21 protein-coding genes are annotated in these 22,875 nt (G+C 74.5%); 10 read left to right on the forward strand and 11 right to left on the reverse strand.

All coding sequences use genetic code 11. From position 1 onward, the window contains the following. Positions 1-52 precede the first annotated feature (52 nt). Positions 53-838, forward strand: coding sequence for a copper homeostasis protein CutC (locus tag ACFYWG_RS28020; RefSeq protein ID WP_389204053.1), 786 nt, complete (start codon positions 53-55; stop codon positions 836-838). On the opposite strand, the gene ACFYWG_RS28025 is transcribed toward ACFYWG_RS28020, so the two are convergent. Then, complete coding sequence (locus ACFYWG_RS28025; RefSeq protein WP_383503233.1) at positions 835-2,874, reverse strand: HelD family protein; 2,040 nt, start codon at positions 2,872-2,874, stop codon at positions 835-837. The genes ACFYWG_RS28020 and ACFYWG_RS28025 overlap by 4 nt on opposite strands. A 279-nt stretch (positions 2,875-3,153) precedes the next feature. Here ACFYWG_RS28025 and ACFYWG_RS28030 point away from each other — a divergent pair, with 279 nt between their 5' ends. After that, the gene (locus ACFYWG_RS28030) at positions 3,154-3,345 is read left to right on the forward strand and encodes a hypothetical protein (RefSeq protein WP_376327001.1); all 192 of its coding nucleotides are present in this window, start codon (positions 3,154-3,156) and stop codon (positions 3,343-3,345) included. A 13-nt stretch (positions 3,346-3,358) separates the two neighbouring features. On the opposite strand, the gene ACFYWG_RS28035 is transcribed toward ACFYWG_RS28030, so the two are convergent. Continuing rightward, entirely contained in the window at positions 3,359-5,002 is a 1,644-nt protein-coding gene (locus tag ACFYWG_RS28035; RefSeq protein ID WP_376327000.1) for a DNA repair helicase XPB, read from the reverse strand. Between the two features lie 181 nt (positions 5,003-5,183). Between ACFYWG_RS28035 and istB the strand changes: the two genes are divergently transcribed. Further along, a complete protein-coding gene (istB, locus tag ACFYWG_RS28040; RefSeq protein WP_389204055.1) occupies positions 5,184-6,491 on the forward strand; it encodes an IS21-like element helper ATPase IstB in 1,308 nt (435 codons plus the stop codon). Here the strand turns inward: istB and ACFYWG_RS28045 are convergent. From ACFYWG_RS28045 to ACFYWG_RS28055, 3 genes are all read right to left on the reverse strand, one after another. Continuing rightward, a complete protein-coding gene (locus tag ACFYWG_RS28045; protein ID WP_389204056.1) occupies positions 6,469-6,711 on the reverse strand; it encodes a hypothetical protein in 243 nt (80 codons plus the stop codon). The two genes, istB and ACFYWG_RS28045, sit on opposite strands and share 23 nt — an antisense overlap. 98 nt (positions 6,712-6,809) lie before the next feature. Further along, a complete protein-coding gene (locus tag ACFYWG_RS28050; RefSeq protein WP_333935328.1) occupies positions 6,810-6,941 on the reverse strand; it encodes a hypothetical protein in 132 nt (43 codons plus the stop codon). Between the two features lie 193 nt (positions 6,942-7,134). Beyond that, positions 7,135-9,675 carry a helicase-associated domain-containing protein gene (locus ACFYWG_RS28055; RefSeq protein WP_389204057.1) on the reverse strand — a complete coding sequence of 847 codons (2,541 nt, stop codon included), beginning with the start codon at positions 9,673-9,675 and terminating at the stop codon, positions 7,135-7,137. Positions 9,676-9,827: 152 nt separating this feature from the next. On the opposite strand from ACFYWG_RS28055, the gene ACFYWG_RS28060 reads away from it, so the two are divergent. Both ACFYWG_RS28060 and ACFYWG_RS28065 read left to right on the forward strand, forming a co-directional pair. Next, positions 9,828-10,865, forward strand: a complete 1,038-nt coding sequence (locus tag ACFYWG_RS28060) for a hypothetical protein (protein WP_389204058.1) — start codon at positions 9,828-9,830, stop codon at positions 10,863-10,865. A gap of 136 nt (positions 10,866-11,001) precedes the next feature. Beyond that, a complete protein-coding gene (locus tag ACFYWG_RS28065) occupies positions 11,002-11,634 on the forward strand; it encodes an HAD family hydrolase (RefSeq protein ID WP_389204059.1) in 633 nt (210 codons plus the stop codon). Here ACFYWG_RS28065 and ACFYWG_RS28070 read toward each other — a convergent pair. Next, complete coding sequence (locus ACFYWG_RS28070) at positions 11,613-11,861, reverse strand: hypothetical protein (RefSeq protein WP_376326991.1); 249 nt, start codon at positions 11,859-11,861, stop codon at positions 11,613-11,615. The genes ACFYWG_RS28065 and ACFYWG_RS28070 overlap by 22 nt on opposite strands. A gap of 162 nt (positions 11,862-12,023) precedes the next feature. On the opposite strand from ACFYWG_RS28070, the gene ACFYWG_RS28075 reads away from it, so the two are divergent. Continuing rightward, positions 12,024-12,407 (forward strand): cold-shock protein, encoded by a 384-nt coding sequence (locus ACFYWG_RS28075; protein WP_010035896.1) that lies wholly within the window; start codon positions 12,024-12,026, stop codon positions 12,405-12,407. 45 nt (positions 12,408-12,452) lie between these two features. Here ACFYWG_RS28075 and ACFYWG_RS28080 read toward each other — a convergent pair whose 3' ends face one another. From ACFYWG_RS28080 to ACFYWG_RS28095, 4 genes are all read right to left on the reverse strand, one after another. Continuing rightward, positions 12,453-13,301: a 1,4-dihydroxy-6-naphthoate synthase gene (locus tag ACFYWG_RS28080; RefSeq protein ID WP_389204060.1), complete on the reverse strand. Its 849-nt coding sequence runs from the start codon at positions 13,299-13,301 to the stop codon at positions 12,453-12,455. Continuing rightward, the gene (locus ACFYWG_RS28085) at positions 13,291-13,947 is read right to left on the reverse strand and encodes a futalosine hydrolase (protein WP_389204061.1); all 657 of its coding nucleotides are present in this window, start codon (positions 13,945-13,947) and stop codon (positions 13,291-13,293) included. Before ACFYWG_RS28085 ends, ACFYWG_RS28080 begins: the two co-directional genes overlap by 11 nt. A 23-nt stretch (positions 13,948-13,970) precedes the next feature. Next, complete coding sequence (locus ACFYWG_RS28090) at positions 13,971-14,444, reverse strand: DUF2771 domain-containing protein (RefSeq protein ID WP_376326986.1); 474 nt, start codon at positions 14,442-14,444, stop codon at positions 13,971-13,973. Positions 14,445-14,573: 129 nt separating this feature from the next. After that, on the reverse strand, positions 14,574-16,007 hold the full coding sequence (locus ACFYWG_RS28095) for an MFS transporter (RefSeq protein ID WP_376326984.1): 1,434 nt from the start codon (positions 16,005-16,007) through the stop codon (positions 14,574-14,576). Positions 16,008-16,279: 272 nt separating this feature from the next. Here ACFYWG_RS28095 and ACFYWG_RS28100 point away from each other — a divergent pair, with 272 nt between their 5' ends. After that, complete coding sequence (locus ACFYWG_RS28100) at positions 16,280-17,206, forward strand: DUF3027 domain-containing protein (protein ID WP_376326982.1); 927 nt, start codon at positions 16,280-16,282, stop codon at positions 17,204-17,206. Positions 17,207-17,243: 37 nt separating this feature from the next. Here the strand turns inward: ACFYWG_RS28100 and ACFYWG_RS28105 are convergent, their stop codons facing one another. After that, positions 17,244-18,113 (reverse strand): helix-turn-helix domain-containing protein, encoded by an 870-nt coding sequence (locus tag ACFYWG_RS28105; protein WP_389204062.1) that lies wholly within the window; start codon positions 18,111-18,113, stop codon positions 17,244-17,246. Positions 18,114-18,459: 346 nt separating this feature from the next. On the opposite strand from ACFYWG_RS28105, the gene ACFYWG_RS28110 reads away from it, so the two are divergent. The 3 genes from ACFYWG_RS28110 (at position 18,460) to ACFYWG_RS28120 (ending at position 22,798) form a co-directional block, all read left to right on the forward strand. Next, positions 18,460-19,338 carry a helix-turn-helix domain-containing protein gene (locus tag ACFYWG_RS28110; protein WP_383503256.1) on the forward strand — a complete coding sequence of 293 codons (879 nt, stop codon included), beginning with the start codon at positions 18,460-18,462 and terminating at the stop codon, positions 19,336-19,338. Continuing rightward, positions 19,335-19,544, forward strand: a complete 210-nt coding sequence (locus tag ACFYWG_RS28115; protein ID WP_383503258.1) for a DUF397 domain-containing protein — start codon at positions 19,335-19,337, stop codon at positions 19,542-19,544. Before ACFYWG_RS28110 ends, ACFYWG_RS28115 begins: the two co-directional genes overlap by 4 nt. 89 nt (positions 19,545-19,633) lie before the next feature. Further along, positions 19,634-22,798, forward strand: a complete 3,165-nt coding sequence (locus ACFYWG_RS28120; protein WP_389204063.1) for a sacsin N-terminal ATP-binding-like domain-containing protein — start codon at positions 19,634-19,636, stop codon at positions 22,796-22,798. The last annotated feature ends 77 nt before the right edge of the window (positions 22,799-22,875 follow it).

Genomic DNA, 22,875 nt, shown 5'->3' on the forward strand with positions numbered 1-22,875 from the left:
ATTGGACTAGACCTGTCATCGAACGCCGACGCCATGCCGACGAAGGGGCCCCATGAGCAAGCGTGCAGTCCTGGAGGTGATCGCCCTCGGGGTCGAGGACGCGGTCGCCGCCCAGGAGGGAGGCGCGGACCGCCTCGAGCTGGTCACCGACATGGCGGCCGACGGACTCACCCCGTCGCCCGCCACCGTCGCCGCGATCCGGCGTGCGGTCGACATCTCCCTGCGGGTGATGGTCCGTCTCGCGGACGGGTTCGCCGCGGGGGACGTCGACCGGCTGGCCGGGACCGCCGCGGAGCTGCGGCAGGCCGGGGCGCAGGAGTTCGTTCTGGGCTTCCTCGACGCGGGGGGCGCGGTGGACCTGCCGGCCGTGGAGCGGGTGGTCGCCGCGCTGGACGGTTGCCCCTGGACCTTCCACCGGGCCATCGACCGGGCCGCCGACCGGGACGCCCTGCGCAAGCAGCTGGACGGGCTGCCCGGTCTGGACACCTATCTGACGGCCGGGTCGGCGGACGGCGTCGACGGCGGGCTGCCCGTGCTGCTGGCGGAGGCCGGACGGGCCGGTGAGCCTGGCTACGAGCAGCAGTTGCTGGTGGGCGGCGGGCTGCGGCTCGACCACGTGCCGGTGCTGCGCGAGGCCGGGGTCGACGGCTTCCACATCGGTGGCGCGGCCCGCCCGGGCGGCTGGGACGAGCCGGTGTCGGCGCGGGCGGTGGCCGCGTGGCGGGCCGCGGTGGACGGCACCCGTCAGGCGGCCCCCGCCCCACCCGCGGCCCCCGCCCCACCCGCGGCCCCCGCCCCGCCCGCGGCCCCCGCTCCGCTGGCGGCGCCCGCGCCCTAGGCCAGCTGCGGGGGCAGGGGTGCCGTGTGCGTGACCGTCAGGCCCGACACCGCTCGGGTGAGGGCCACGTACAGCCGGCGCAGGCCCGTCCGCTCGTCCGGTTCGCCGTCGATCACCGCGCGCGGCTCGTCCAGGACGACGTGGTCGTACTCCAGGCCCTTGGCGAGGGACGCCGGGACCAGGGTGAGGCGGGTCTCCCGGGTGGTCTCCTCGCCGGGGCCGAGGCAGGCGATCCCGGCCTGCTCCAGGGCCTCGGCGAGTTCCGGGATCCGGGCGTCCGCCGCGATCAGGCCCGTCGAGCCCTCGTGCCGCAGCGCGTCCCGGCAGGCGTCGACCACGTCCGCCGCGCCGGACACCGGCCGGATCTCGAAGTGGCCGGGGTTCTCACGGATCGACACCACCGGGGTGAGGCCGGGGGCGATGTCCGGCAGCAGCCGGGAGGCGTAGGTGATGACGTCCGTCGGCACGCGGAAACCGGCCGTCAGCTCCTCGATCACCGCGTCGGGCTTGCCGAGGTGGGCCAGCGCCTCCTGCCAGCTGCGGGTCGCCCAGGGCGTGGTGCCCTGCGCCAGGTCCCCGAGGACGGTGGCGCTGCCGGTGGTGCAGCGGCGGCCGACCGCCCGGTACTGCATGGGGGAGAGATCCTGCGCCTCGTCCAGGACGACGTGCCCGAGGGAGTGCGTGCGCTGGATCAGGTCGGTCGCCTCGTCGACCAGGACGGCGTCGGCGGCCGACCACCGGGCCGACTTCACACCGCGCGCGGGCCGGGCCCACAGGACCGCCTTCTGCTCGTCCCCGTCCAGGACGCCCTGCGCGTGCGCGGCGAGGAACTCCGCGTCCGACAGCAGCCGCAGCACCAGTTTCGCCGGGTCGACGGCCGGCCAGATCGCCTTCACGGCCGCCTTCACCGCGCTGTTGCGGGCCACCGCGTCCTGCACCCGGTCGTCCGGGGCCTCGCCCGCGCGCTCCATCTGCACCAGCACGGCGTGCGCGATGCGCTGCGGCAGGGCCTCCCGGGCGGCGCCGTACCGGATGTCCCGGGCGAGCAACTCGCCGACGGTCTCCTGCAGTTCGTACGCCGGTACCCGCCAGCGGCGGGAGCCGCGCACCACCACGACCGGCTCGGTGGGCATCGTGACGTGGGAGTACAGGGCCCGGCGCAGCACCTCGGCCATACGGGCGTCGCCCTTGACGAGCGCGGCCGCCGCCTCGTCCGTGCCCGTGATCTCGACGTGGGCCACCAGGTCCTCGACCGTGGCCTGCCGCACGGTCAGCTCGCCGAGGGCGGGCAGCACCTGCTCGATGTAGTGCAGGAAGGACCGGTTGGGCCCGATGACCAGCGTGCCGGTGCGGGCCAGGCGCTCGCGGTGCGCGTACAGCAGGTAGGCGACCCGGTGCAGGCCCACGGCGGTCTTCCCGGTGCCCGGGCCGCCCTGCACGCACACCGAGCCGGCGAGCCCGGACCGGACGATCTCGTCCTGCTCGGGCTGGATCGTCGCGACGATGTCCCGCATCGGGCCGACGCGCGGCCGCTCGATCTCCTGCTGGAGCAGCTTGCTGGTCCGGGCCGCCTCGGCCGGGTCGGAGAGGTGCTCGTCCTCGTACGCCGTGATGTCGCCGCGGGTGTAGCCGAAGCGGCGGCGCAGCGCGACGTCCATCGGGTCCTTCTTGGACGCCCGGTAGAACGGCTGCGAGACGGGTGCGCGCCAGTCGATGACCATGGGGTCGCCGTCGTGGTCGTGCACGTGCCGCCGCCCGATGTAGAAGCGCTCGCCCTCGGCCCCCTCGGCCCGGTCGCCGCCCGGGGCGTGCAGGTAGTCGAGCCGGCCGAAGAACAGCGGGGTGTCGCTGAGGTCGGCCAGGGACTTGATGCGCTCCTCGATCTGGCGGGCCAGCACCTCGGCGTTGACCCAGTTCGCGGTGACGTCGGTGATGTCGAGGGCCTCGACGTCCTCGCGCATGGCGCGCAGGGCGGAACGGGACGCGGCGAGGTGCGAGCGCTCGCGGGAGAGCGGGTCGTCGACGGGCGTGGACAAGGGGGTGCCTCCGGAGGGACCTGCGGGGAGAAGGGCGGTGAGATGCCGGCCGGTTTCCGTCCGGGCGGCGGCGCTCCGTGGGGGAGGCGGGCAAGAGCGGAGATCCTAGAGGAGCGGGCCTGCCGTCCGCGAACGGTTTTCTCCGTCCCCTAGGGGACGGGCCCGGGGTGGGCCCCTCCTCCTCGGGGGACGGGTCGGTCCACGGGTGGACGCGGACGGCCGGGAGGTTCCGTCCCGAGACCGACGCGGGCCTTATGGGTCGAAACGCACCATGGAGACATGAGCGCAGCAACCATCCACCCCGCCCCGGCACCGGGCCGTCCGCCCGGCGCCACCGCCGTGACGGGCAGCCACCGCCACCGTCTCGGCGACGCCCTGCGCGCCGTGAAGGTCTTCGCGGGCGCCGCCTTCGACGTGATCGTCCTCGGCCAGTACGGAGAGGAGGTCGGCGTGGTCCGCCGCCACCGGTGAGCGGACCCGGGCCTCAGCTCTCCGTCAGCAGCTCGTCCGCGTCCATGATCCGGTACGCGTAGCCCTGCTCCGCCAGGAAGCGCTGGCGGTGGGCCGCGAAGTCCTGGTCGATGGTGTCGCGGGCGACCACGGAGTAGAAGTGCGCCTGGTGGCCGTCCGACTTGGGCCGCAGCACCCGGCCGAGGCGCTGGGCCTCCTCCTGCCGGGAGCCGAAGGTGCCCGACACCTGGATCGCGACCGTCGCCTCCGGCAGGTCGATCGAGAAGTTCGCGACCTTGGACACCACGAGCACGCTGATCTCGCCCTCACGGAAGGCGTCGAAGAGCTTCTCCCGCTGCGCGTTGGACGTCTCGCCCTTGATCACGGGCGCCCCGAGGTGCTCGCCCAGTTCGTCGAGCTGGTCGATGTACTGTCCGATGACCAGGATCTGCTGCCCGGCGAAGCGGCGGACGATCGCCTCCGTGACCTTCCGCTTGGTCGCGGTCGTCGCACAGAAGCGGTACTTCTCCTCGGCCTCGGCCGTGGCGTACGCGAGCCGCTCGGAGTCGGTGAGATTGACGCGGACCTCGACGCAGTCGGCGGGCGCGATGTAGCCCTGCGCCTCGATCTCCTTCCACGGCGCGTCGAACCGCTTGGGACCGATCAGGGAGAACACGTCCGACTCCCGGCCGTCCTCGCGGACCAGGGTCGCGGTCAGCCCGAGCCGGCGGCGGGCCTGGAGGTCGGCGGTGAACTTGAAGACCGGCGCGGGCAGCAGGTGCACCTCGTCGTAGACGATCAGCCCCCAGTCCCGGGAGTCGAACAGCTCCAGGTGCGGGTAGACGCCCTTCCGCCGGGTCGTCAGCACCTGGTAGGTGGCGATCGTGACGGGCCGGATCTCCTTCCGGGTCCCGCTGTACTCGCCGATCTCCTCCTCGGTCAGCGAGGTCCGCTTCACCAGCTCGTGCTTCCACTGCCGCGCGGAGACGGTGTTGGTGACGAGGATCAGCGTGGTCGACTTCGCCTCGGCCATGGCACCCGCGCCGACCAGCGTCTTCCCGGCGCCGCAGGGCAGGACGACGACGCCCGAACCGCCGTGCCAGAAGTTCTCCACGGCCTGCTTCTGGTAGGGGCGCAGCGCCCAGCCGTCCTCGGCCAGCCCGATCGGGTGCGCCTCGCCGTCGACGTACCCGGCGAGGTCCTCCGCCGGCCAGCCCAGCTTCAGCAGCGTCTGCTTGATCTGCCCGCGCTCGGAGGGGTGCACCGCGACCGTGTCCGGGTCGATCCGGGCCCCGACCAGCGGGGTGATCCGCTTGGACTTCAGGACCTCCTCCAGCACCGGACGGTCGGTGGTCGTCAGGACCAGTCCGTGCGCCGGGTGCTTGGAGAGGGTGAGGCGGCCGTAGCGGTCCATCGTCTCGGCGATGTCCACCAGCAGCGCGTGCGGCACCGGGTAGCGGCTGTACTGCACCAGCGCGTCCACGACCTGCTCGGCGTCGTGGCCGGCCGCGCGCGCGTTCCACAGACCCAGCGGGGTCACCCGGTAGGTGTGGATGTGCTCGGGCGCCCGTTCCAGTTCGGCGAACGGGGCGATGGCCCGACGGCAGTCGTCGGCCTGCTCGTGGTCGACTTCCAGGAGCAGGGTCTTGTCGGACTGGACGATCAGCGGACCATTCACGCGCGGCACCCTTTCTGCGGCCGGAGGACTCGGACGGCTCGACAGCTCGACGCCTCGGCCAAACGTCCAGTGTGCCTGATCCACCGCGTCACGTGCTGTGATCCGTGCGACCGGTCGTACAGGATGCCTTTTCATCCCGACGTGTGATGTGAATTCAGTTTTTCCTCCCCGGCCCCCAAGAATGCGGACCGTGCAGAATCCGCCGACCACCACGCTCGGATACGCCCTGTTCGCCACGCGCTGGCTCCAGGCCCCGCTCTACTTCGGGCTCGTGGCGGCCCAGGGCGTCTACGTCTACAAGTTCTTCAAGGAGCTGTGGACCTTGATCCGCATGTGCCTGGGCGGGCACGCGTCGGAGACGTTCGTCATGCTGGCCGTGCTCAAGCTGGTCGACGTGGTCATGATCGCCAACCTGCTGATCATGGTGATCGTCGGCGGCTACGAGACGTTCGTCTCGCGCATCGGCCTGCAGGGCCACCGCGACCAGCCGGAATGGCTCTCGCACGTCAACTCCAACGTCCTCAAGGTCAAGCTCGCCACGGCGATCGTCGGGATCTCCTCGGTCCACCTCCTGCAGATGTTCGTGGACGTCCACCACACCTCCCGCCACGCCCTGCTGTGGGGCACGGTGATCCACATGGCGTTCATCGTCTCGGCGGCGATCCTCGCGTACATGTCGGGACCGATGGCCGCGCACGCCGACCGCGCCCACCCCGCCCGCCCCCACGGCGAACCGGCCGGGGCGCCCGGACCCACACCGGCGGAGCGGCCCGCCGGGCACCGCCCGCAGCAGCGGGCCGACGACCTCGCGGCGCACGCCGGGCAGCGGACGCCCGGCGGTCCGGCCGCCCCGCTGCCGGCCCCACGCCGGGCCGGACCGGTGGAGTACGCGCACGACGGTCCCGGCTTCGACGCCGAGGAGCTGGTCCGGGCCGCCGGGTTCCCCGCCCGGAAACTGCTGGAGGACTTCGACGAACGGCACCCCCGCGGCCTGGACCGGGACACCCTCGCCCGGCTCGGCAAGGCCGACTTCGTCGCCGCCCGGCGCAACGTGGTCTTCGTCGGGCCACCCGGCACGGGCAAGACCCACCTCGCCATCGCCCTCGGCGTGCGGGCCTGCCGGGCCGGGCACTCCGTGCGGTTCGCGACCGCCGCCGACTGGGCCGCCCGGCTGGCGGCGGCCCGGGCCGCCGGCCGGCTCGACGCGGAGCTGACCGCCCTCGACGATCACCCCCTCCTGATCGTCGACGAGGTCGGCTACGCACCGCTCGACGCGGCGGCCGCGGCCCTGCTGTTCCGGCTGGTCGCCCACCGCTACGAACGCGCCTCGCTGATCGTCACCGGCGACCGCCCCCTCGGCCGCTGGGACGAGGTCCTCGGCCCGTGCGCCCCGGCGCTGGCCGACCGGCTCGCCCACCACGCCGAGATCGTGCGCCTCGACGGCGACAGCTACCGGACGCGGGGCGCTACTTCAGCGTGGGCAGACTGACGTTGTTCACCAGCGGGCCCTCGACACTCACCCCCTCGGTGATCAGGGACTCCACCCCGGCGACCGGCAGGGGCAGCGGCAGCCCGGGCCCCGCGGCGGCGGCGGGCCCGGCAGCGCCCAGCAGGGCGGCGCCGGACAGGACGACGGCGGCGAACTTCCCGCACAAGGCGAACTTCCCACACAGGGCGAACTTCTCGCGCAGGGCGAACTTCTCACGCATGGCGACGACGGGACCTTTCCCTGCCGGTGGTCGGGAACGGCGCGCCCGCGGCCCGGCCCGGGGACACCGCGGCCGGCCCGGCGGTGCGCCGGGACGGATCAGATCTGCGGCGTCTCCAGGACGAGGCCGGCGATGTCGATGCTCACCGCGGCGGCCGGAGTGGCCAGCGAGCCGAACGTCATCAGCACGGCGGTGGCCAGGACGGCGGCGATCCGGCGGGCAGCACGCATGGGGACTTCCTTTCGAGTGGCACCGGTCCGGACCCCTCCGGGGACCGGACCGCATCAGGACACCCGGTGGCTGCCCCCGGGCCCGGCGCCTGATGCGGCACGCCCGGCAAGGTCGCCCGAGGGTGGGACACCCCCGGCGTGGCGTGCATGGACGCCGGTGTGCACCCGAAGGGGTGAAGAAGGGGGCGGCGCCTCAGCCGGCGTCGTCGGCGAGCTCCGCGACCCCGGTGATCCGGTGCAGCGGATAGGTGCGGACCTCGTCGGCGGTGTGGTCGTAGGCCGTGACGAAACCGCCCTCCACCCGGATCGGGGCGATCAGGCGCTGGCTGGCGGCCCCCTCGGCGTTGACGTAACCGATCCACAGCGCCTCACCGGTGAGGACGGCGGCCTGCATGGTGGCCAGGGTCTCGGCGGAGTCGGTGCGCGGCAGCGCGCCGTCGGCCGCCGGGGCCGTGCCCGGCTTGCGCGGAGCGGTGGAGGCGAGGTCACCGGCCCGGATCGCGCGCAACGCGGCCGACAGGAGGGTGTCGTCGGGCACCGGCGGACCGTCGGGGACCGGGTCCGGGGCGCTGCGGGGCGGGGTGCGGTGGGCGAGCGCGCGGGTGATCAGCACATCGCCCTCGGCGGACTCCGCGGCCGGCGCGAAGCCCATCGACCGCAGCCCCTCCAGCAGCCCCGCCGGGTCGGCCTGCGCGGCCAGCACGGTCGGGGCGAGCCGGCGCAGTCCGAGAGCGGTCGCCCGCTTGTCGGCCAGGATCTCGTTGAGCACCGCCTCGTCGTCGCAGCGCACGTACGACGACGCCGCGCCGACGCGCAGGTGCCCGTGTCTGCGGGCCACGTCGTCGATCAGGTAGGCGAGCGGCTGCGGCACCGGCGTGCGCGCGTGCGCGGCGAGGAAGGCGTGCAGGTCGGAGGCGCTCTGCCCGGCGTCCAGGGCCCGGCGCACCGAGCCGGGGGTGAACCGGTAGACGGTGGCCCCGCCCTTGGACTCGACGTCCGCGAGCACCCCGAGCATGTCGGCCAGCGGCCGTTCCAGGGGCCCGGGCGCGACCGCCGTCAGGTCCGCCTGCAGCAGGACGTGGTCCAGCGGCTCCGGCAGCAGCGGGGCCAGCAGCCGGGCCGCGGCGGCGGAGGCGACGGCCTGCTCGGCCGGGGGCAAGGGGGTGGGCGGAGCGGGCCGGTGGTGATGGTGGACGGGCAGCTTGTCGCCGGGTCCGGAGGGCTCCGCCCCGGTCTGCCGCGCCGGGGCGGGCGGCAGGCCGAGCAGGGCCCGGCCGTGTCCCGACAGGGCGCCCCGGCCCGTGACACCCAGCAGCTCCGCCTCGGACAGCGTCCACTCGGCGAGCCGCCCGCGCAGATCGCCCTCGTGCCGGTCGCCGCGCAGGGGCCGCTCCCAGCGCAGCCGGGCGAGCACCGACGCGGCGGCCGACGCGGCCCCCTCGGGCAGCCCGGCCAGCAGCGCCAGCACCCGGTGCCGCACCTCGGGCGCGGCCGAACGGTCCAGCCCCGGCCCGAGCGCGGACAGCGTCCGGTCCTTGGCGTCGCGCCCGCCCACCAGCCCCGGCGTGCGGGTCGCCGCGAGCCAGGCCGTGACCAGCCGCGCCCAGCGCTCGGCGGCGGGCTGCTCGCGCCACTCGTCCCAGGCGGGGGTCGCCGCGTACCGCTCGTCGGCCTCCCCGTCGGAGGCGATCAGGCCCGCGGCGTACGCCAGTTCCACCCAGAACGCGGCGACCGGCTCGGGCACGTCCAGCGCGACCGCGGTCCGCTTCAGGTCGCGCACGCTCAGGCCGCCGGCCCGCAGCACCGCGGGGCCGCCCTCGTCCCAGTCCTTCAGCAGCTCCTCGACGGTGGCGAGAGCGGTGTACGCCTGCCCGGCCGCGGTGCTGTCCACAACCTGTGGACGGTGCGCGGCGGCGGCCTCGACGGGCGGCGGCACCGGCTCGGGCGTGCGGTGCGCGCGCCCGCGCCGCAGGTGCAGGGCGACCTCGCGCGGCAGGACGACCGTGCCGGGCGCGGTCGGCAGCAGCAGCCCGCGGTCCAGCAGCCAGCGCAGCCGCGGCGCCGGATCAGCCGTGACCTGCCCGTACGGCGGCCCCCACACCAGCCGCTCCAGCACCTCCAGCGACTCGGCCGGGGCCCCGTCGAGCAGCGCGGCCATCCGCTCGCGGTCCCCGAACAACGCCGCCAGCGCGGTCACGGCGGAGACCGCGTCGTGGGTGGAGGGCAGTCCGGCGGCCGTGACGATCTCCTGGATCCGCCCGGGGGACATCCCGGAGGTGGCCTCCCGCACCGTCGGGCCCAGTCCGGTCGGCGAGGGGTGCTGCGGCGAGGGCGACAGCAGTTCACGCGCGGTGCGGACCAGCCGCAGCCGGTCGTCGCCGCCCCACACCAGGGCCTGCTCGCGCAGTACGTCCAGGGCGTGCGGCAGGGCCGCGACGACGGCCGGGTCGGCGTCGTCCCCGGCCATGAGCCCGAGCAGTTCTCCGTACTCCGCCGGGTCCGCCGCCACCGCCAGCGCCTCCGCCGTCTGCAGCGCGAACCGGTCCAGCCGCTCCAGGGCCCGTACGACCGAGGCGCGCGTGCCCGCCCGCGTCACGAGCTGCGTCAGGTCGGTGGGGACGGGCGTGATGAGGTCCGGGCGGCTGCGCAGGAGCGCGCCGAGCGAAGCGTCGTCCCGCGCGCGGAGCGCTTCGGCGAGGGAGCGGGGGGCCGAAGGCGTGTCCTCGGTGCTCATCCGGTCCACGGTAGCGGGTCGCCCGCGGCGCCCGGGCCGACCGTGCGCGGCCCCGCTCCCGGACGGCGGACGGGCTTTTGGCCGCCCCGCCGCCCCGCGCGGTACCGTCGTCCGACGGCGTCAGGCAACGGATGCGCCCCGGAGGGGACTTCGTGGGGATTGAGAGCGACCAGGTCGTTTACGAGTATCTGAGCCGCGTCGGCGACGTGGCCCAGCAGCAGCAGTTGTCCTCGGCCACCCGGATGCGCCTGGTCGCGGATCTGCGCAACGAGATCGACCGGCGCCGCGCGAAGGCCACCGTCGACTCACCCGCCGCCGTGCGCCGGATCCTGACCCGGCTGGGCAGCCCCGACGAGGTCGTGGCGGCGGCGTCCGACGGCAGCGGCGCCGGACCGGCCGGGGCCGCGCCGGACACCGCACCCGCCGCCGTGCCTGTGCAGCGCGAACGCGAGCCGCAGGGGCGGGGCGAGCGGCCCAGGGGGGTCCGGCGCGTCGTGCCGCGTCCCCGCCAGGCCCGGGCCGGCGAGGAGGACCGCCCGGCCGCCGCCGAGGGAGCGGCCCCGCCGCACCTGGCCGCGGCGCACGAACTCGGCGACACCGCGGTCGAGCCGGACTGGTGGCGCGTGGACGGCAGCCCCTTCGGCGTCGGCGACGAGGTGCCGGGGTTCGTGGGTGGGGTGGAACTGCCCGACCTGCTCAAGCCGCCGCCGCCGCGCAAGCCGGAGAAGCCGGAGAAGCCGGAGCAGGGGGCGCCGGGCGGGCCGGCGGGCGCGGAGGCCGCCCCGGCGGTCGAGACGGCTCCGGCGGCCGGGGAGACCGGCGGCCGCCGCCGCTTCCCGAGCCTGCCCTCCGCAGGGTGGAACAACCCGTTCCTGCTGGTCGCGGCCGGACTGCTGGTGGCGGGCGCGGTGCTCGGCAACTGGTTCGTCCTGCTGCTCGGCTGGCTCCTGGCGTACGCCTCGCGCCGGCTCACCCCGGCGGAGACCAAGTGGACGGTCGCCGTCCTGCCGGGCCTGTGCGTGGCCGGCGGACTGGTCTGGCTCTGGGGCCGGATGAACGGCCGCTGGGGCGACCCCGTCGCCGAGGGACACCTGAACGACGCGGTGGCCGAGACCTGGCCGTGGGTGGTCCGGGCGGCGGCCGTCACCTCGGCCCTGTTCCTGGTCTGGCGCTCGCAGCGCCGCCGATGACGGACCGCGGCGCACCCGCCGCCCGTTTCCGGACGTTCGGCCCCGGCCCCAGGGTGGCGGCCGGTGTCCACAGGGTGGCGGTCGGTGTCCACAGGGCGGCGGCCGGTGTCCGCAGCGCCCGGGCACAATGGCCCATATGGCTTCCTCCACCGCGCCCGCACTCACCGTCGGCTTCGACCTCGACATGACCCTCATCGACTCCCGCCCCGGCATCCGCGCCTGCTACCTGGCGCTGTCGGAGCGGACGGGCGTGCACATCGACGCCGACCTGGCGGTCACCCGGCTCGGACCGCCCCTGGCCGAGGAGCTGATCAACTGGTTCCCGGCCGAGGAGGTGCCGGCGGTGGCGGACCTGTACCGGGAGATGTACCCGGCGTACGCCGTCGAGGCGACCCCCGCGCTGCCCGGCGCCCGCGAGGCCATGGCCGCCGTGCGCGAGGCCGGGGGACGGGCGATCGTCGTGACCGCCAAGTACGAGCCCAACGCCAAGCTGCACCTCGCCCACCTGGGCATCGAGCCCGACGCGGTCATCGGCGACCTGTGGGCCGAGCAGAAGGCGCTGGCCCTGCGCGAGCACGGGGCGGGTGTCTACGTCGGCGACCACGTCGGGGACGTCCGCGGGGCCCGCACGGCCGGCGCGCTCTCGGTCGCGGTGGCCACCGGCCCCTGCTCCCCGGAGGAACTGCGCGCCGCGGGCGCGGACGTGGTGCTCGGCGACCTGACCGCGTTCCCGCGGTGGATCTCGGACTACCGCCCCGAACGCGCCTGACGCCGTCCGGCCGCCACGGAACGCAGCACTCCCGCCCCGGCCAGCAGGAAACCGACGGCCATGAGCATGCTCAATCCGAACATGTACGTCGGAAAGGGCGTCGTCCCGAGGAACAACGGGGCGACGGTGACCAGAGTGGCCAGGGCACCGAGGAAGAAGACGACGGCTCCGGCACGGACCAGGCGGTCACCGGGAGCGGCGGAATTCGTTTGGGTTTTGTCACGCACCCGACCAGGGTAGTTCCCAGCGCGAGGGAACAGCCGGGTGACGTCTTGTCACCGGCTGCAAGAGCATTAGCCTTGGTACCGGCGGGTCGTACGACCCGCCCGAGTGCTATCCAGAGCCGTTTCAGAAGCAGTTTTCCGACGAGTACGAGGACGAGGACAGACGTGCCCACCGGCAAGGTCAAGTGGTTCAACAGTGAGAAGGGCTTCGGCTTTCTCTCCCGCGACGACGGCGGTGACGTCTTCGTCCATTCCTCGGTCCTCCCCGCCGGAGTCGAGACGCTCAAGCCGGGCCAGCGCGTGGAGTTCGGCGTCGTGGCCGGACAGCGCGGCGACCAGGCGCTGTCGCTGACGATCCTGGACCCGACCCCGTCCGTCGCGGCGGCGACCCGCAAGAAGCCCGACGAGCTGGCCTCCATCGTCCAGGACCTGACCACGCTCCTGGAGAACATCACCCCCATGCTGGAGCGGGGCCGCTACCCCGAGAAGACCGCCGGCAAGAAGATCGCCGGCCTGCTGCGGGCGGTCGCCGACCAGCTGGACGTCTGAGCCCCGCCTGACCGGAGCCGGAGAGCCGGGCCCGGCAGCCCGGGCTCAGGGAAACCGCAGCGCGTCCGGGCCGAGGGGCGGGACGAGCCCCTCGGCCGCCGCGCGGGTCAGCAGCCCGCGCACGGCCGCGTAGCCGTCCTCGCCGAGGTCGGCGGTGAACTCGTTGACGTACAGCCCGATGTGCTGGTCGGCCACGGCCGGGTCCATCTCCTGGGCGTGCTCCATGACGTACGGCCGGGACGCCTCGGGGTCGTCCCAGGCGGCCCGCACGGACGCCCGGACCGCGTCCGCGAGCCGGCGCAGCCTCTCCTCGCCCAGCGACCGCCTGGCGATGATCGCGCCGAGCGGGATCGGCAGCCCGGTGGTCCGCTCCCAGTGCTCGCCCATGTCGGCGAGCTTGTGCAGCCCGTAGGTGCGGTAGGTGAAGCGCGCCTCGTGGATCACGAGCCCCGCGTCGACCTTCCCGTCCCGCACGGCCGGCATGATCTCGTGGAACGGCATGACGACGATCTCGCCGACCCCGCCCTCCAGCGTCTCCGCCGCCCACAGCCGGAACAGCAGGTACGCGGTGGACGTCTCACTCGGCACGGCGACGGTCCGCCCGGTGAGGTCGACGTCCGCCTCCCGCGTCAGCACCAGCGGCCCGCAGCCCCGTCCCAGCGCGCCCCCGCAGGGCAGCAGGGCGTAGTCGTCCAGCACGTAGGGCAGCACGGCGTACGACACCTTCAGCACGTCGTACTCGCCGCGCTCGGCCATGCCGTTGGTGAGGTCGATGTCGGCGAAGGTCACGTCCAGGGCGGGGGCGCCGGGGACGCGGCCGTGGGCCAGGGCGTCGAAGACGAAGGTGTCGTTCGGGCAGGGGGAGTACGCGATGTGCAGCTGCTCAGCGGTCATGCCGGTTCCAACTCTCCAGTACGGGCGCGAGCTTCCCGAACGCCTCGGTGAGGGCCGCCAGGGCGTCGGGGATCCGCCAGGCGGCGCGGTCGCGCGGTCCGACGGGATTGGAGACCGCCCGGACCTCCAGCACGGCCACGTCCTGCGTGGCGGCGGCCTCGGCGACGCCGAAGCCCTCCATCGCCTCGGCGAGGGCGGTGGGGTGCCGCTCCTTCAGAGCGGCGGCCCGGGCGGCGGTGCCGGTCACGGTCGACACGGTCAGTACGGCCCCGGCCGGGGCGCCGGTGGCCTCGGCGGCCCGGCGCACGAGAGGGGCGGGCGGCTCGTGCCGGACGGTGCCGAAGCCGAGCTCGGTGACCGACAGGAACCCGTCCTCGGTCTGCGCCCCCAGGTCGGCCGCGACGATCTCGTCGGCGATCACGAGCGAGCCGACCGGTGCCGCGGGCAGGAAGCCACCGCCGATCCCGGCGGAGACGACCAGGCCGTAGGGCGTGCCGCGCAGGGCGGCCGCGGTGAGGGCCGAGGCGGTGGAGGCCGCGGCGAGCGCGGGCCCGACCCCGGCGGCGATCACGTCCGTGCCGGTGGCGCCGCGAAGGCCCGCGGCCACCGCGTCCCGCTCCACGGGGACGGCGGTGGCGACCAGCACCCGGCGGGGCTCACCGGCAGCGATCAGGCGTCCTTCTTGAGCTTGAAGTTCCAGAGGCCCTGGGTGTCCTTCTCGCCGGCCTTGATGGACACGAGCGTCGAGTTGCCCTGCGCGCCGTACTGGGCGTTGAAGAACACGCTGCCCGGGATCGTGCGGTAGGTCTTCTTGCTGGCCTCGGTCAGCGGCTGACCGTTCATCAGGATCGTCCAGCCCTCGTCGGCGATCTCCGGGTCGACGCCGAAGCGGACCGTCTCGTCCGGGTCGACGGAGATGCTCTTGATGCCCTTGTCCTTCAGGCACTGGGTGAGCGCGGAGGTCTTCAGGGCCTCGCCCTCACCGCCGCAGGTGGCCTCGGAGCTCACCGAGTCGCTGCCCACGGTCAGCGTGGCCATCGACGTCGGCTTGTCACAGGCCGACAGGACGAGCAGTCCGGCGGATACGACGCCGGCGGCGGCGACGGCGCGGCGGCGTCGCACAGCGGATTGCAACGTGTTCATGGGCGAAGGCTATCGGGCCCGCCGCCCGCACCACCCACGCGGGGTCCGGCGCGCCCGGCACCGCGCCGTCCGGGACCGGCCGGGTCACCCGCGCCGCACGTACGGACCGCGCGCCCACCGGATCGGCTGCTAGGCCACCCGGGCCCGGCCCGTGCCGCCGCGTCGGGCCGAGTCGATCAGGCCCCGGACGGTCGCCAGCCAGCCGATGCCGACGATCGCGGCGCCCACCGCCAGGCCCGCCGTGCCGTTGAGCGGCATGACGATGCCGATCGCCCCGCCCAGCACCCAGGACATCTGCAGCAGCGTCTCGGAGCGGGCGAAGGCCGAGGTGCGGACCAGTTCGGGGACGTCCCGCTGGATCAGCGCGTCCAGCGACAGCTTGGCCAGCGCCTGAGCGAACCCCGCGATCGCGGCCAGCACGGCGACGAGGATCGCCCCGAAGAACACCGCGGCCGTGATCACCGCGCCCAGCACGCACGCCACGACCGTCACGATGATGATCTCCGGCGCCCGGGAGCGCAGCCACGCCCCGACGGCCGTGCCGAGCGCGTTCCCCACGCCCGCGGCGACGCCCACGGTCGCCAGGGACACCGCGGCGCTCTGGCCGGAGATCGGGTGCTCGCGCAGCAGGAACGCGAGGAAGAAGATCAGGAACCCGGTGAGGCAGCGGATGGAGGCGTTCATGGCCAGGGCGTGGGTGACGGCCGGGCCGACCGTGCGCAGTCCGGGACGCTTGACCGGCCGGCGGTGCGGCCCGTGCAGGTGCTCTTCGTCCGCCGCCAGCAGGGCGCGGTCCTCGCCCTTGGCGGAGTCGACCTTCGACGGCAGCGTGAACGACAGGAACGTTCCGGCGATGAAGATCAGGAAGGCGCCGTACAGGGGCCAGCGCGGGCCGATCTGCTGGAGCCCCGCGCCGATGGGGGCGGCGATGCCGGTGGCGAGCAGGCCGCCCAGGGTGACCCGCGAGTTCGCCTTCACCAGGGAGAAGCGCGGCGGCAGCAGCCGGGGCACCACGGCGCTTCTGACCACGCCGTACGCCTTCGAGGCGACGAGGACGCCGAGCGCCGCCGGGTACAGCTCCAGGCTGCCGCTGACCACGGCGCCGGACAGCACGATCGCCAGCAGCGCCCGGGCGAACATCGCACCGGCCATCGCGGCGCGGCGGCCGTGCGGGATGCGGTCCAGGAGGGGGCCGATGACCGGGGCGAGCAGCGTGAAGGGCGCCATGGTGATGGCGAGGTAGAGCGCGACGCGCCCGCGGGCCTCGTCGGTCGGCACCGAGAAGAACACGGTCGAGGCGAGCGCGACGGTGATCATGACGTCGCCGGCGCCGTTCACCCCGTGCAGCTCGATCAGCTTGCCGAGGCCGGACTCGCCGGCGCCGTGCGCGTGGGTGGCCTTGCGGATACCGCGGGCGGTCCCGGTCACGGGGAAGCGCAAGGCGCGCCCGAACGCGCGGAAGGGGCCGCCCCGACGGCCCGGTGCGTACGGTCGGCTGGTTCCCTTGACCCCTTTCGACCCACCGGTCCCGGTGGCGCCCTGGGGCGTCTTCGCGGCTGCCACGTCGTCATAGTGCCCCGATAAGGCTGTGGCTAGTGCCATTACCGCTTGTATAGGGCCTCTGGGGTGACTGTCCGGGGGCGATCGCCGATGACCGGTCCGACGGGGAACAGGACCGTCGGTGTACGCGAAGTGGGGCGGAAGGGTAGCGTGCGTATCTCAGCCATCCCGCAAAATGGATGAAGGACGTCGACGCGGTCCCCCGGTCCGCTCCGTCCGTCCCCGCGCCGGGAGTGGCGCACTCGTGAGACGGCGTATGGAGAGAAGCGATACCTGTGAGCGCAGCGACAACGCGAAGCCGCACCCCTGACCGTCTGTGCGCCGAGGCCGTCGACCTCGCCCGCGCCGCCGCCGAGGAGGCCGCCGCGCCGGGCGTCGTCGGCGAACACGCGGGGACGGTCTCCGAGGGGGACCGCGTTGTCACGCACTTCTTCGAGTGCCGTGAACTGGGCTACCGGGGCTGGCGCTGGGCCGTGACGGTGGCCCGGGCCTCCCGCGCCAAGATCGTCACCGTGGACGAGGCGGTCCTGCTGCCCGGACCGGACGCGGTGCTGGCCCCCGAGTGGGTGCCGTGGAGCGAGCGGCTCAGGCCGGGCGACATGGGCCCGGGCGACCTGCTCCCCACGGACGCCGACGACCTGCGCCTGGAGCCCGGCTACTCGGGCGAGGACGAGCCGCCGCCCAACTCCGCGGTCTCCCACGAGATGGCCGACCTGGTGGAGGCGGAGGACGCCGACGTCACCGGGGACGCACCCGCCCGCCTCCCGCTCACCCCCTCGCGCGGTTCCATCGCGGCCGTCGCGGAGGAACTGGGCATGCGACGCGCCCGGGTGCTGTCCCGCTACGGGCTGCACACCGCGGCCGACCGCTGGGAGGAGGCGTTCGGCGCCAAGACCCCCATGGCCCAGTCGGCCCCGGCCTCCTGTGTCAGCTGCGGCTTCCTGGTGCCGATCGGCGGCTCCCTCGGCCAGGCCTTCGGCGTCTGCGCCAACGAGTTCTCCCCGGCCGACGGGCGGCTGGTCTCCCTCGCCTACGGCTGCGGCGGCCACTCCGAGGCCGCCGTCATGCCGCGTCCGCCGCAGCCGGCCGCGCCGGTCGTCGACGAGACCCGCGTCGACCCCTTCCCGCTCCGCCCGGCCCCGGACTCCGGTTCGGTGCCGGTCACGGAGGACGAGACCTCGGCCGACCTCGGACACTCCTAGCGAGCCCGGGAGGCCGGCGGTGGTGCCGCCGGCCTCCTCACGTGGGTGCGTGCGTCCGGCAGTCGCGGCAGTGGCTCTCGGTCGCCGGGGCGCGGAAGGCGCGGTCGCAGCTCTCGCAGCAGCGCAGCGGGTGACGCGGCGCGGGCGGGGAGACCGGGACGCCGTACGGGGGCGGGGCGGGCAGCCCGGCCGTGAGGCGGTGCGCGAGGAGGGCCGCGGGGCGGCGCAGCGGACCGTCGGGGAGACCGGTGGTCAGGGCGTGGCGTACGGCCGCGGGTGCGACGTCGCGCTCCAGCCAGGCGGCGACGCCGGGGGCCAGATGGGCGGTGTCCGTCGCGGAGAGCAGGAGGCGCGGGTCGTACCGGCGCAGGCCGGTGAGGAGCTCGGCGGCCTGCTGGTGGAGCGCGGTGGCCGCGGCTCGGGTCGGCCGGGGGACGCCGGGCAGGGCCTTGCGGGGGCGGGGCCCGCGCGCCGGTTCCGGCCGGGGGCGCGGGTCGGGGCAGTCCGAGTCGGCCGGCTCCCGCCGGTGGCCCGGCTGGTTGCAGGAGACGGTGCGGGTGACGATGCGGCCGGTGGGGGTGCGGACGCGTTCGCGGCGGAGGTAGCCGTGGGCTTCCAGTTCGCGCAGGGCCGCGGCGATCCGGGTGGTGCCCTCCGTGAACCGGGCGGCCAGGCTCTTGATGTCCACGGGCGTGCCGGCGGGCAGCGACTGGATGTGGCAGCCCAGCCCGATCGCCAGGAGCGACAACTCCTCGTGCTGGGTGAGGTGGTTGCCGATCACCACGAAGCGGGTGGTGTGGCGGGTGTTCTCGTGGACGACGCCGCCCGTGCGGTGACGCGAACGGGTCGAATTGCGGTCGGCGGCTGACCGGGCGCGCGAGGGCGCGCTAGGGTTTTGGGTATCCATCGGGAAGGGTCTTTCTTCCTTGGTGGTCAGGCCCTCGCACTGGGATTGCCGTCCCGGCGGGGGCCGAAGTCTTTTTCGGTTGTGTGCGCTGAGCGTAGAGGTGCCGGGGGACCGAAAATCCAGCTCAGCCGGTGATGTTCACCCGCCCGAGTGAGCGTGCGCCCCGGGAGGGAAAGGGCGGGGCTCGGTGGGGTGCTTTCTCCCCGCGTTCTTTCCCTGGAAGGCGCCGACGGCACCGGAGCCCTGGAACGCGGGTTCCGGAGAGGGGTGATCCGCGAACCGCGCGAGGTCACCCCGCGTGCCTCTATGGTCACTGTCCGGTGTTCGTCCGAGGGAGAGGTGCGGCATGACGGCGGTCGAGGCGGGGGCGGGTCGGCTCAAGAGCGAGGCGGACGAGCCGGGTTGGGAGGTGGACCCGGACGACGAGTGGGGCGTCGCGGTCATCACCACCGTCGGGCGGCAGCTGAAGCTGCGGCGTGAGGCGGCGGGGATGCGGGCCGCCGAGTTCGGCCGGGTGGTCGGCTACGGCGAGGACATGGTCTACAAGATCGAGGGCGGCAAGCGGATCCCCCGCCAGGAGTTCCTGGACAAGGCGGACGAGATCCTGGGCGCGGGCGGACTCATCGCGGCGGCCTGGGAGGACGTGAAGAAGGTTCGGTATCCCAAGAAGGTGCGCGAGCTGGGGAAGTTGGAGGCGCTTGCGGTCGAGATCGGGTTGTACGAGTGCAACATCGTCGCCGGGTTGCTGCAGACACCGGAGCACGCGCGAGCGGTGATCGGAGCCGCACAGCCTCCGTACTCGCCGGACGACGTGGAACGCATGGTGGCCGCCCGCCTGGCGCGGCAGGCGGTGTTCGAGCGTGACCCGGCCCCCGCCCTCAGCTTCGTCCTGGAAGAGGGGGTTCTGCGCCGCCCCATCGGGGGGAGGATGGCCTGGCGTCGGCAGCTCGAACGCTTGTTGGAGGTGGGGCGGTTGCACAACGCCGTGCTTCAAGTGATGCCGATGAACTGTGACACCCACTCCGGGCTGGACGGCAGGATCGAACTGATGAAGTTCGCGGACGGCACGGCGGTGGGGCGCTCCGACGGAGCCTTCAACGGGCGGCCCACCTCCGATCCGAGGCAGCTGCGCATCCTGGAACTGAGGTATGGCACGATCCGGGCTCAGGCACTCTCTCCACGCGAGTCAACGGCCTTCATCGAAGAACTGCTGGGAGAAACATGATGCGCAAGACCATCGCCGGGGACGCTTCCGAGCTGGCATGGTTCAAGAGCAGTCACAGCGGTGGCAACGACGGCAACTCCTGCGTCGAACTCGCCCTCACCCCCGGCACCGTCCACGTCCGCGACTCCAAGAACACCGAGGGCCCCCGCATCACCGTCGCCCCGGACACGTGGGCGGCGTTCGTGCCGTACGCCTCCGGGTCCTGACCACCCGACGCACCGGGCCCGCCCCGCTCACCGCCGTCTCGCCGCCCCCTCGGGGAGCGGTACCTTCGACCTCACGCCGATCAGGGCCGATGAGGAGAGTCAACGTGAGCAGCAAGTTCGTGCGCCCCGCCGCCGAGGGTGCCGACCCCTTCGGCACGGCCCGGCTGCGTCGCGGGGTCCTCGACGCCTGGGCCACCAGCCCGGCCCGGTTCCGCGAGGACGCCAACGCCGAGGAGGACCTGGTCCTGGGCGGCTACCGGGACCGGCTCGTCGTCGAACTCGCCCAGAACGCCGCCGACGCCGCGGCCCGTTCGGGAGCCGCCGGGCGGCTGCGGCTGACGCTGCGCGACGGGGTGCTCGTCGCCGCCAACACCGGCGCTCCGCTGGACGCGGCCGGTGTGGAGTCGCTGTCCACGCTGCGGGCGTCCGCCAAGCGCGACACGCCCTCGGTCGGACGCTTCGGCGTGGGGTTCGCGGCCGTGCTGTCCGTCACCGACGAGCCCGCCGTCGTCGGCCGGCACGGCGGGGTGCGCTGGTCGCTCGCCGAGGCCAGGGACCTGGCCGCCGACACCGCCCGGCACAGCCCCGGCCTGGGGGACGAGGTCCGCCGGCGTGACGGCCACGTCCCGCTGCTGCGGCTGCCGTTCGCCGCCGAGGGCACCGCCCCCGCCCCGTACGACACGGCCGTCATCCTGCCGCTGCGCGACGCGGCCGCCGCCGATCTCGCCGAGCGGCTGCTGCGGTCCGTCGACGACGCGCTGCTCCTCGCCCTGCCCGGGCTCGAGGAGGTCGTCGTCGAGATCGGCGACGAGGCCCCGCGCACCCTCGTCCGCCGCACCGACGGGCCCTTCACCGTCGTCGACGACTCCCGCGACGGCGTCACCCACTGGCGCATCGCCGCCGCCCACGGCCCCCTCGACCCGGGCCTGCTCGCCGACCGGCCCGTGGAAGAACGGCTGCGCCCGCACTGGTCGGTCACCTGGGCCGTGCCCGTCGACCGCGAGGGCGGCCCCGCCCGGCCGCGCACCAGCCCCGTGGTGCACGCCCCCACGCCCAGCGACGAGCCGCTCGGGGTCCCGGCCCTGCTCATCGCCTCGTTCCCGCTGGACTCCACGCGCCGCCACGCAGCCCCCGGCCCGCTGACCGACTTCCTGGTCGAGCGCGCCGCCGACGCCTACGCCGAGCTCCTCGCCGCCTGGCGGCCGGTCACCACCGGCATCATCGACCTGGTGCCCGGCCCGCTCGGCAAGGGGGAACTGGACGGCGCCCTGCGCCACGCCGTGCTCCGGCGGCTGCCGCGCACCGCGTTCCTCCCGCCCGCGCTGCCTCCCCGGGAGGGCGACGACCTGCCGGAGTCGCTGCGGCCGCGGGACGCCGAGGTCGTCGAGGGGGCGGGCGCCGAGGCCGTACGCGTCCTCGCCGAGGTGCTGCCCACCCTGCTGCCCGCCGGGCTCGAACGCCGGGCCGAGCTGCGCACCCTCGGTGTCGCCCGGATCCCGCTGACCGACGCGATCGACCGGCTGGCCGGGCTGGAGAAGGAGCCGGGCTGGTGGCGGCGGCTGTACGACAGCCTCGCCGGGGTCGACCCGGACCGGTTGTCCGGGCTGCCGGTGCCGCTGGCCGGGGGCGACCCCGAGGCGTCCGGTGCCCGGGCGGGGCGGACGACGATCGGGCCGCGGCAGGTGCTGCTGCCCGGGCCGGAGACCGCCCGGATCGACCCGGAGGTCCTGGCCCGGCTGGGGCTGAAGGTCGCCCACCCGGACGCCGTCCATCCGATCCTGGAGAAGCTGGGCGCCCTGCCCGCCACCCCGCGGGCCGTGCTCACCACCCCGCAGGTGAGGGCCGCCGTCGCCGCCTCCCTGGACGACGAGGGCGGGATGAACTGGGAGGACGACGCCCTCGACGCCGAGGAACTGGCCGACACCGTGCTCGGCCTGGTCCGGGACGCCGGCCTGGAGCCCGGGGAGGAGCCCTGGCTCGGCGCGCTCGCCCTGCCCGACGAGGACGGCGAACCGGCCCCGGCCTGCGAGCTGGTCCACCCCGGCGGGCCGTTCGCCCAGGTCATGCGGGCGGGGGAACTGGCCTTCGTGGACGCGGAGCTGGCGTCCCGCTGGGGCGAGCAGCCGCTGGCCGCGTGCGGGGTGCTGGTGGACTTCGCGCTGGTACGGGCCACCGACGTCGTCCTGGACCCGGACGAACTGGAACCCCGCGAGGGCGACTACGCGGAGCCGGACGACCCGGGACTGCTGGACGCCGTCGACGTGTGGTGCGAGGACGTCCTCGACCGGTTCCCCGACAGCCCCGTGCCGCCGGTCGCGACCGAGATCGTCGCCGTACGGGACCTGGACCTGGTCGACGAGGACAAGTGGCCGCAGGCGCTGGCCCTGCTGTCCCGGCCGCCGCTGCGGGACGCCCTCGTGCAGCCGGTGCGGATCCTGCTGCACGACGGGACGCACGAGGTCGTCCGGCCGTACACCGCCTGGTGGCTGCGCGGGAACCCGGTGCTGGACGGCCGGCGCCCGGCCGGCCTGCGCTCCGCCGGCGGCGACCCGCTGCTGCGCGGCCTGTACGACGAGGCCGACGCCACCGGTTTTGAAGACGAGCAGGTGCTGCGGGCGCTGGGCGTGCGGACGTCCGTCGCCGCGCTGCTGGACGAGCCCGGCGGCGCCGCCGAACTGCTCGACCGGCTGGCCGACCCCGACCGGGAGGTGACGGCCGCGCAACTGCACGCCCTGTACGGCGCGCTGGCCGACCTGGATCCGGACCAGGTGACCCTCCCGGACGATCTGCGCGCGGTCGTCGACGGCCGGGTGGAGGTCGTGGACGCGGCCGACGCGGTGGTGTGCGACTCGCCCGACCTGCTGCCGTTCACCGAGGGCGTGCCCCTGCTGCCCGTGCGTCCGGCCCGGGCCGCGGAGCTGGCGGAACTGTTCCAGGTGCGCAGGCTCAGCGAGTCCGTCACCGGGGAGATCACCTCCGAGGGCACCGGGCACGAGGTGCCCGAGCCGGTGCGGACGCTGCTCGGGGCGCGGACCCCGGGCTCCTACGTCGAGCACGAGGAGCTCGTCGTGGACGGTGTGGAGATCGACTGGCGGCTGACCGACGACGGTGTGCTGCACGCGGCCACGTTGGAGGGCGTCGCCGCGGGCCTCGCCTGGGCGGCGGGCCAGTGGCCGCGCCGCTTCGAGGTGGCGGCCCTCCTGGAGGACCCGTCCCGCACCCGGGAACTGGCCCGTGACCGGTGGTTCGACTGAGGCGGACCGGCCGGTGAAAACTCCCGCACAAATTTTTCACCAGCCGTACAACCAAGCGCGCTGCTGGCGAATCTGAT

This window comes from Streptomyces sp. NPDC003456 (genome assembly GCF_042878735.1).
Classification (GTDB): Bacteria; Actinomycetota; Actinomycetes; order Streptomycetales; family Streptomycetaceae; genus Streptomyces.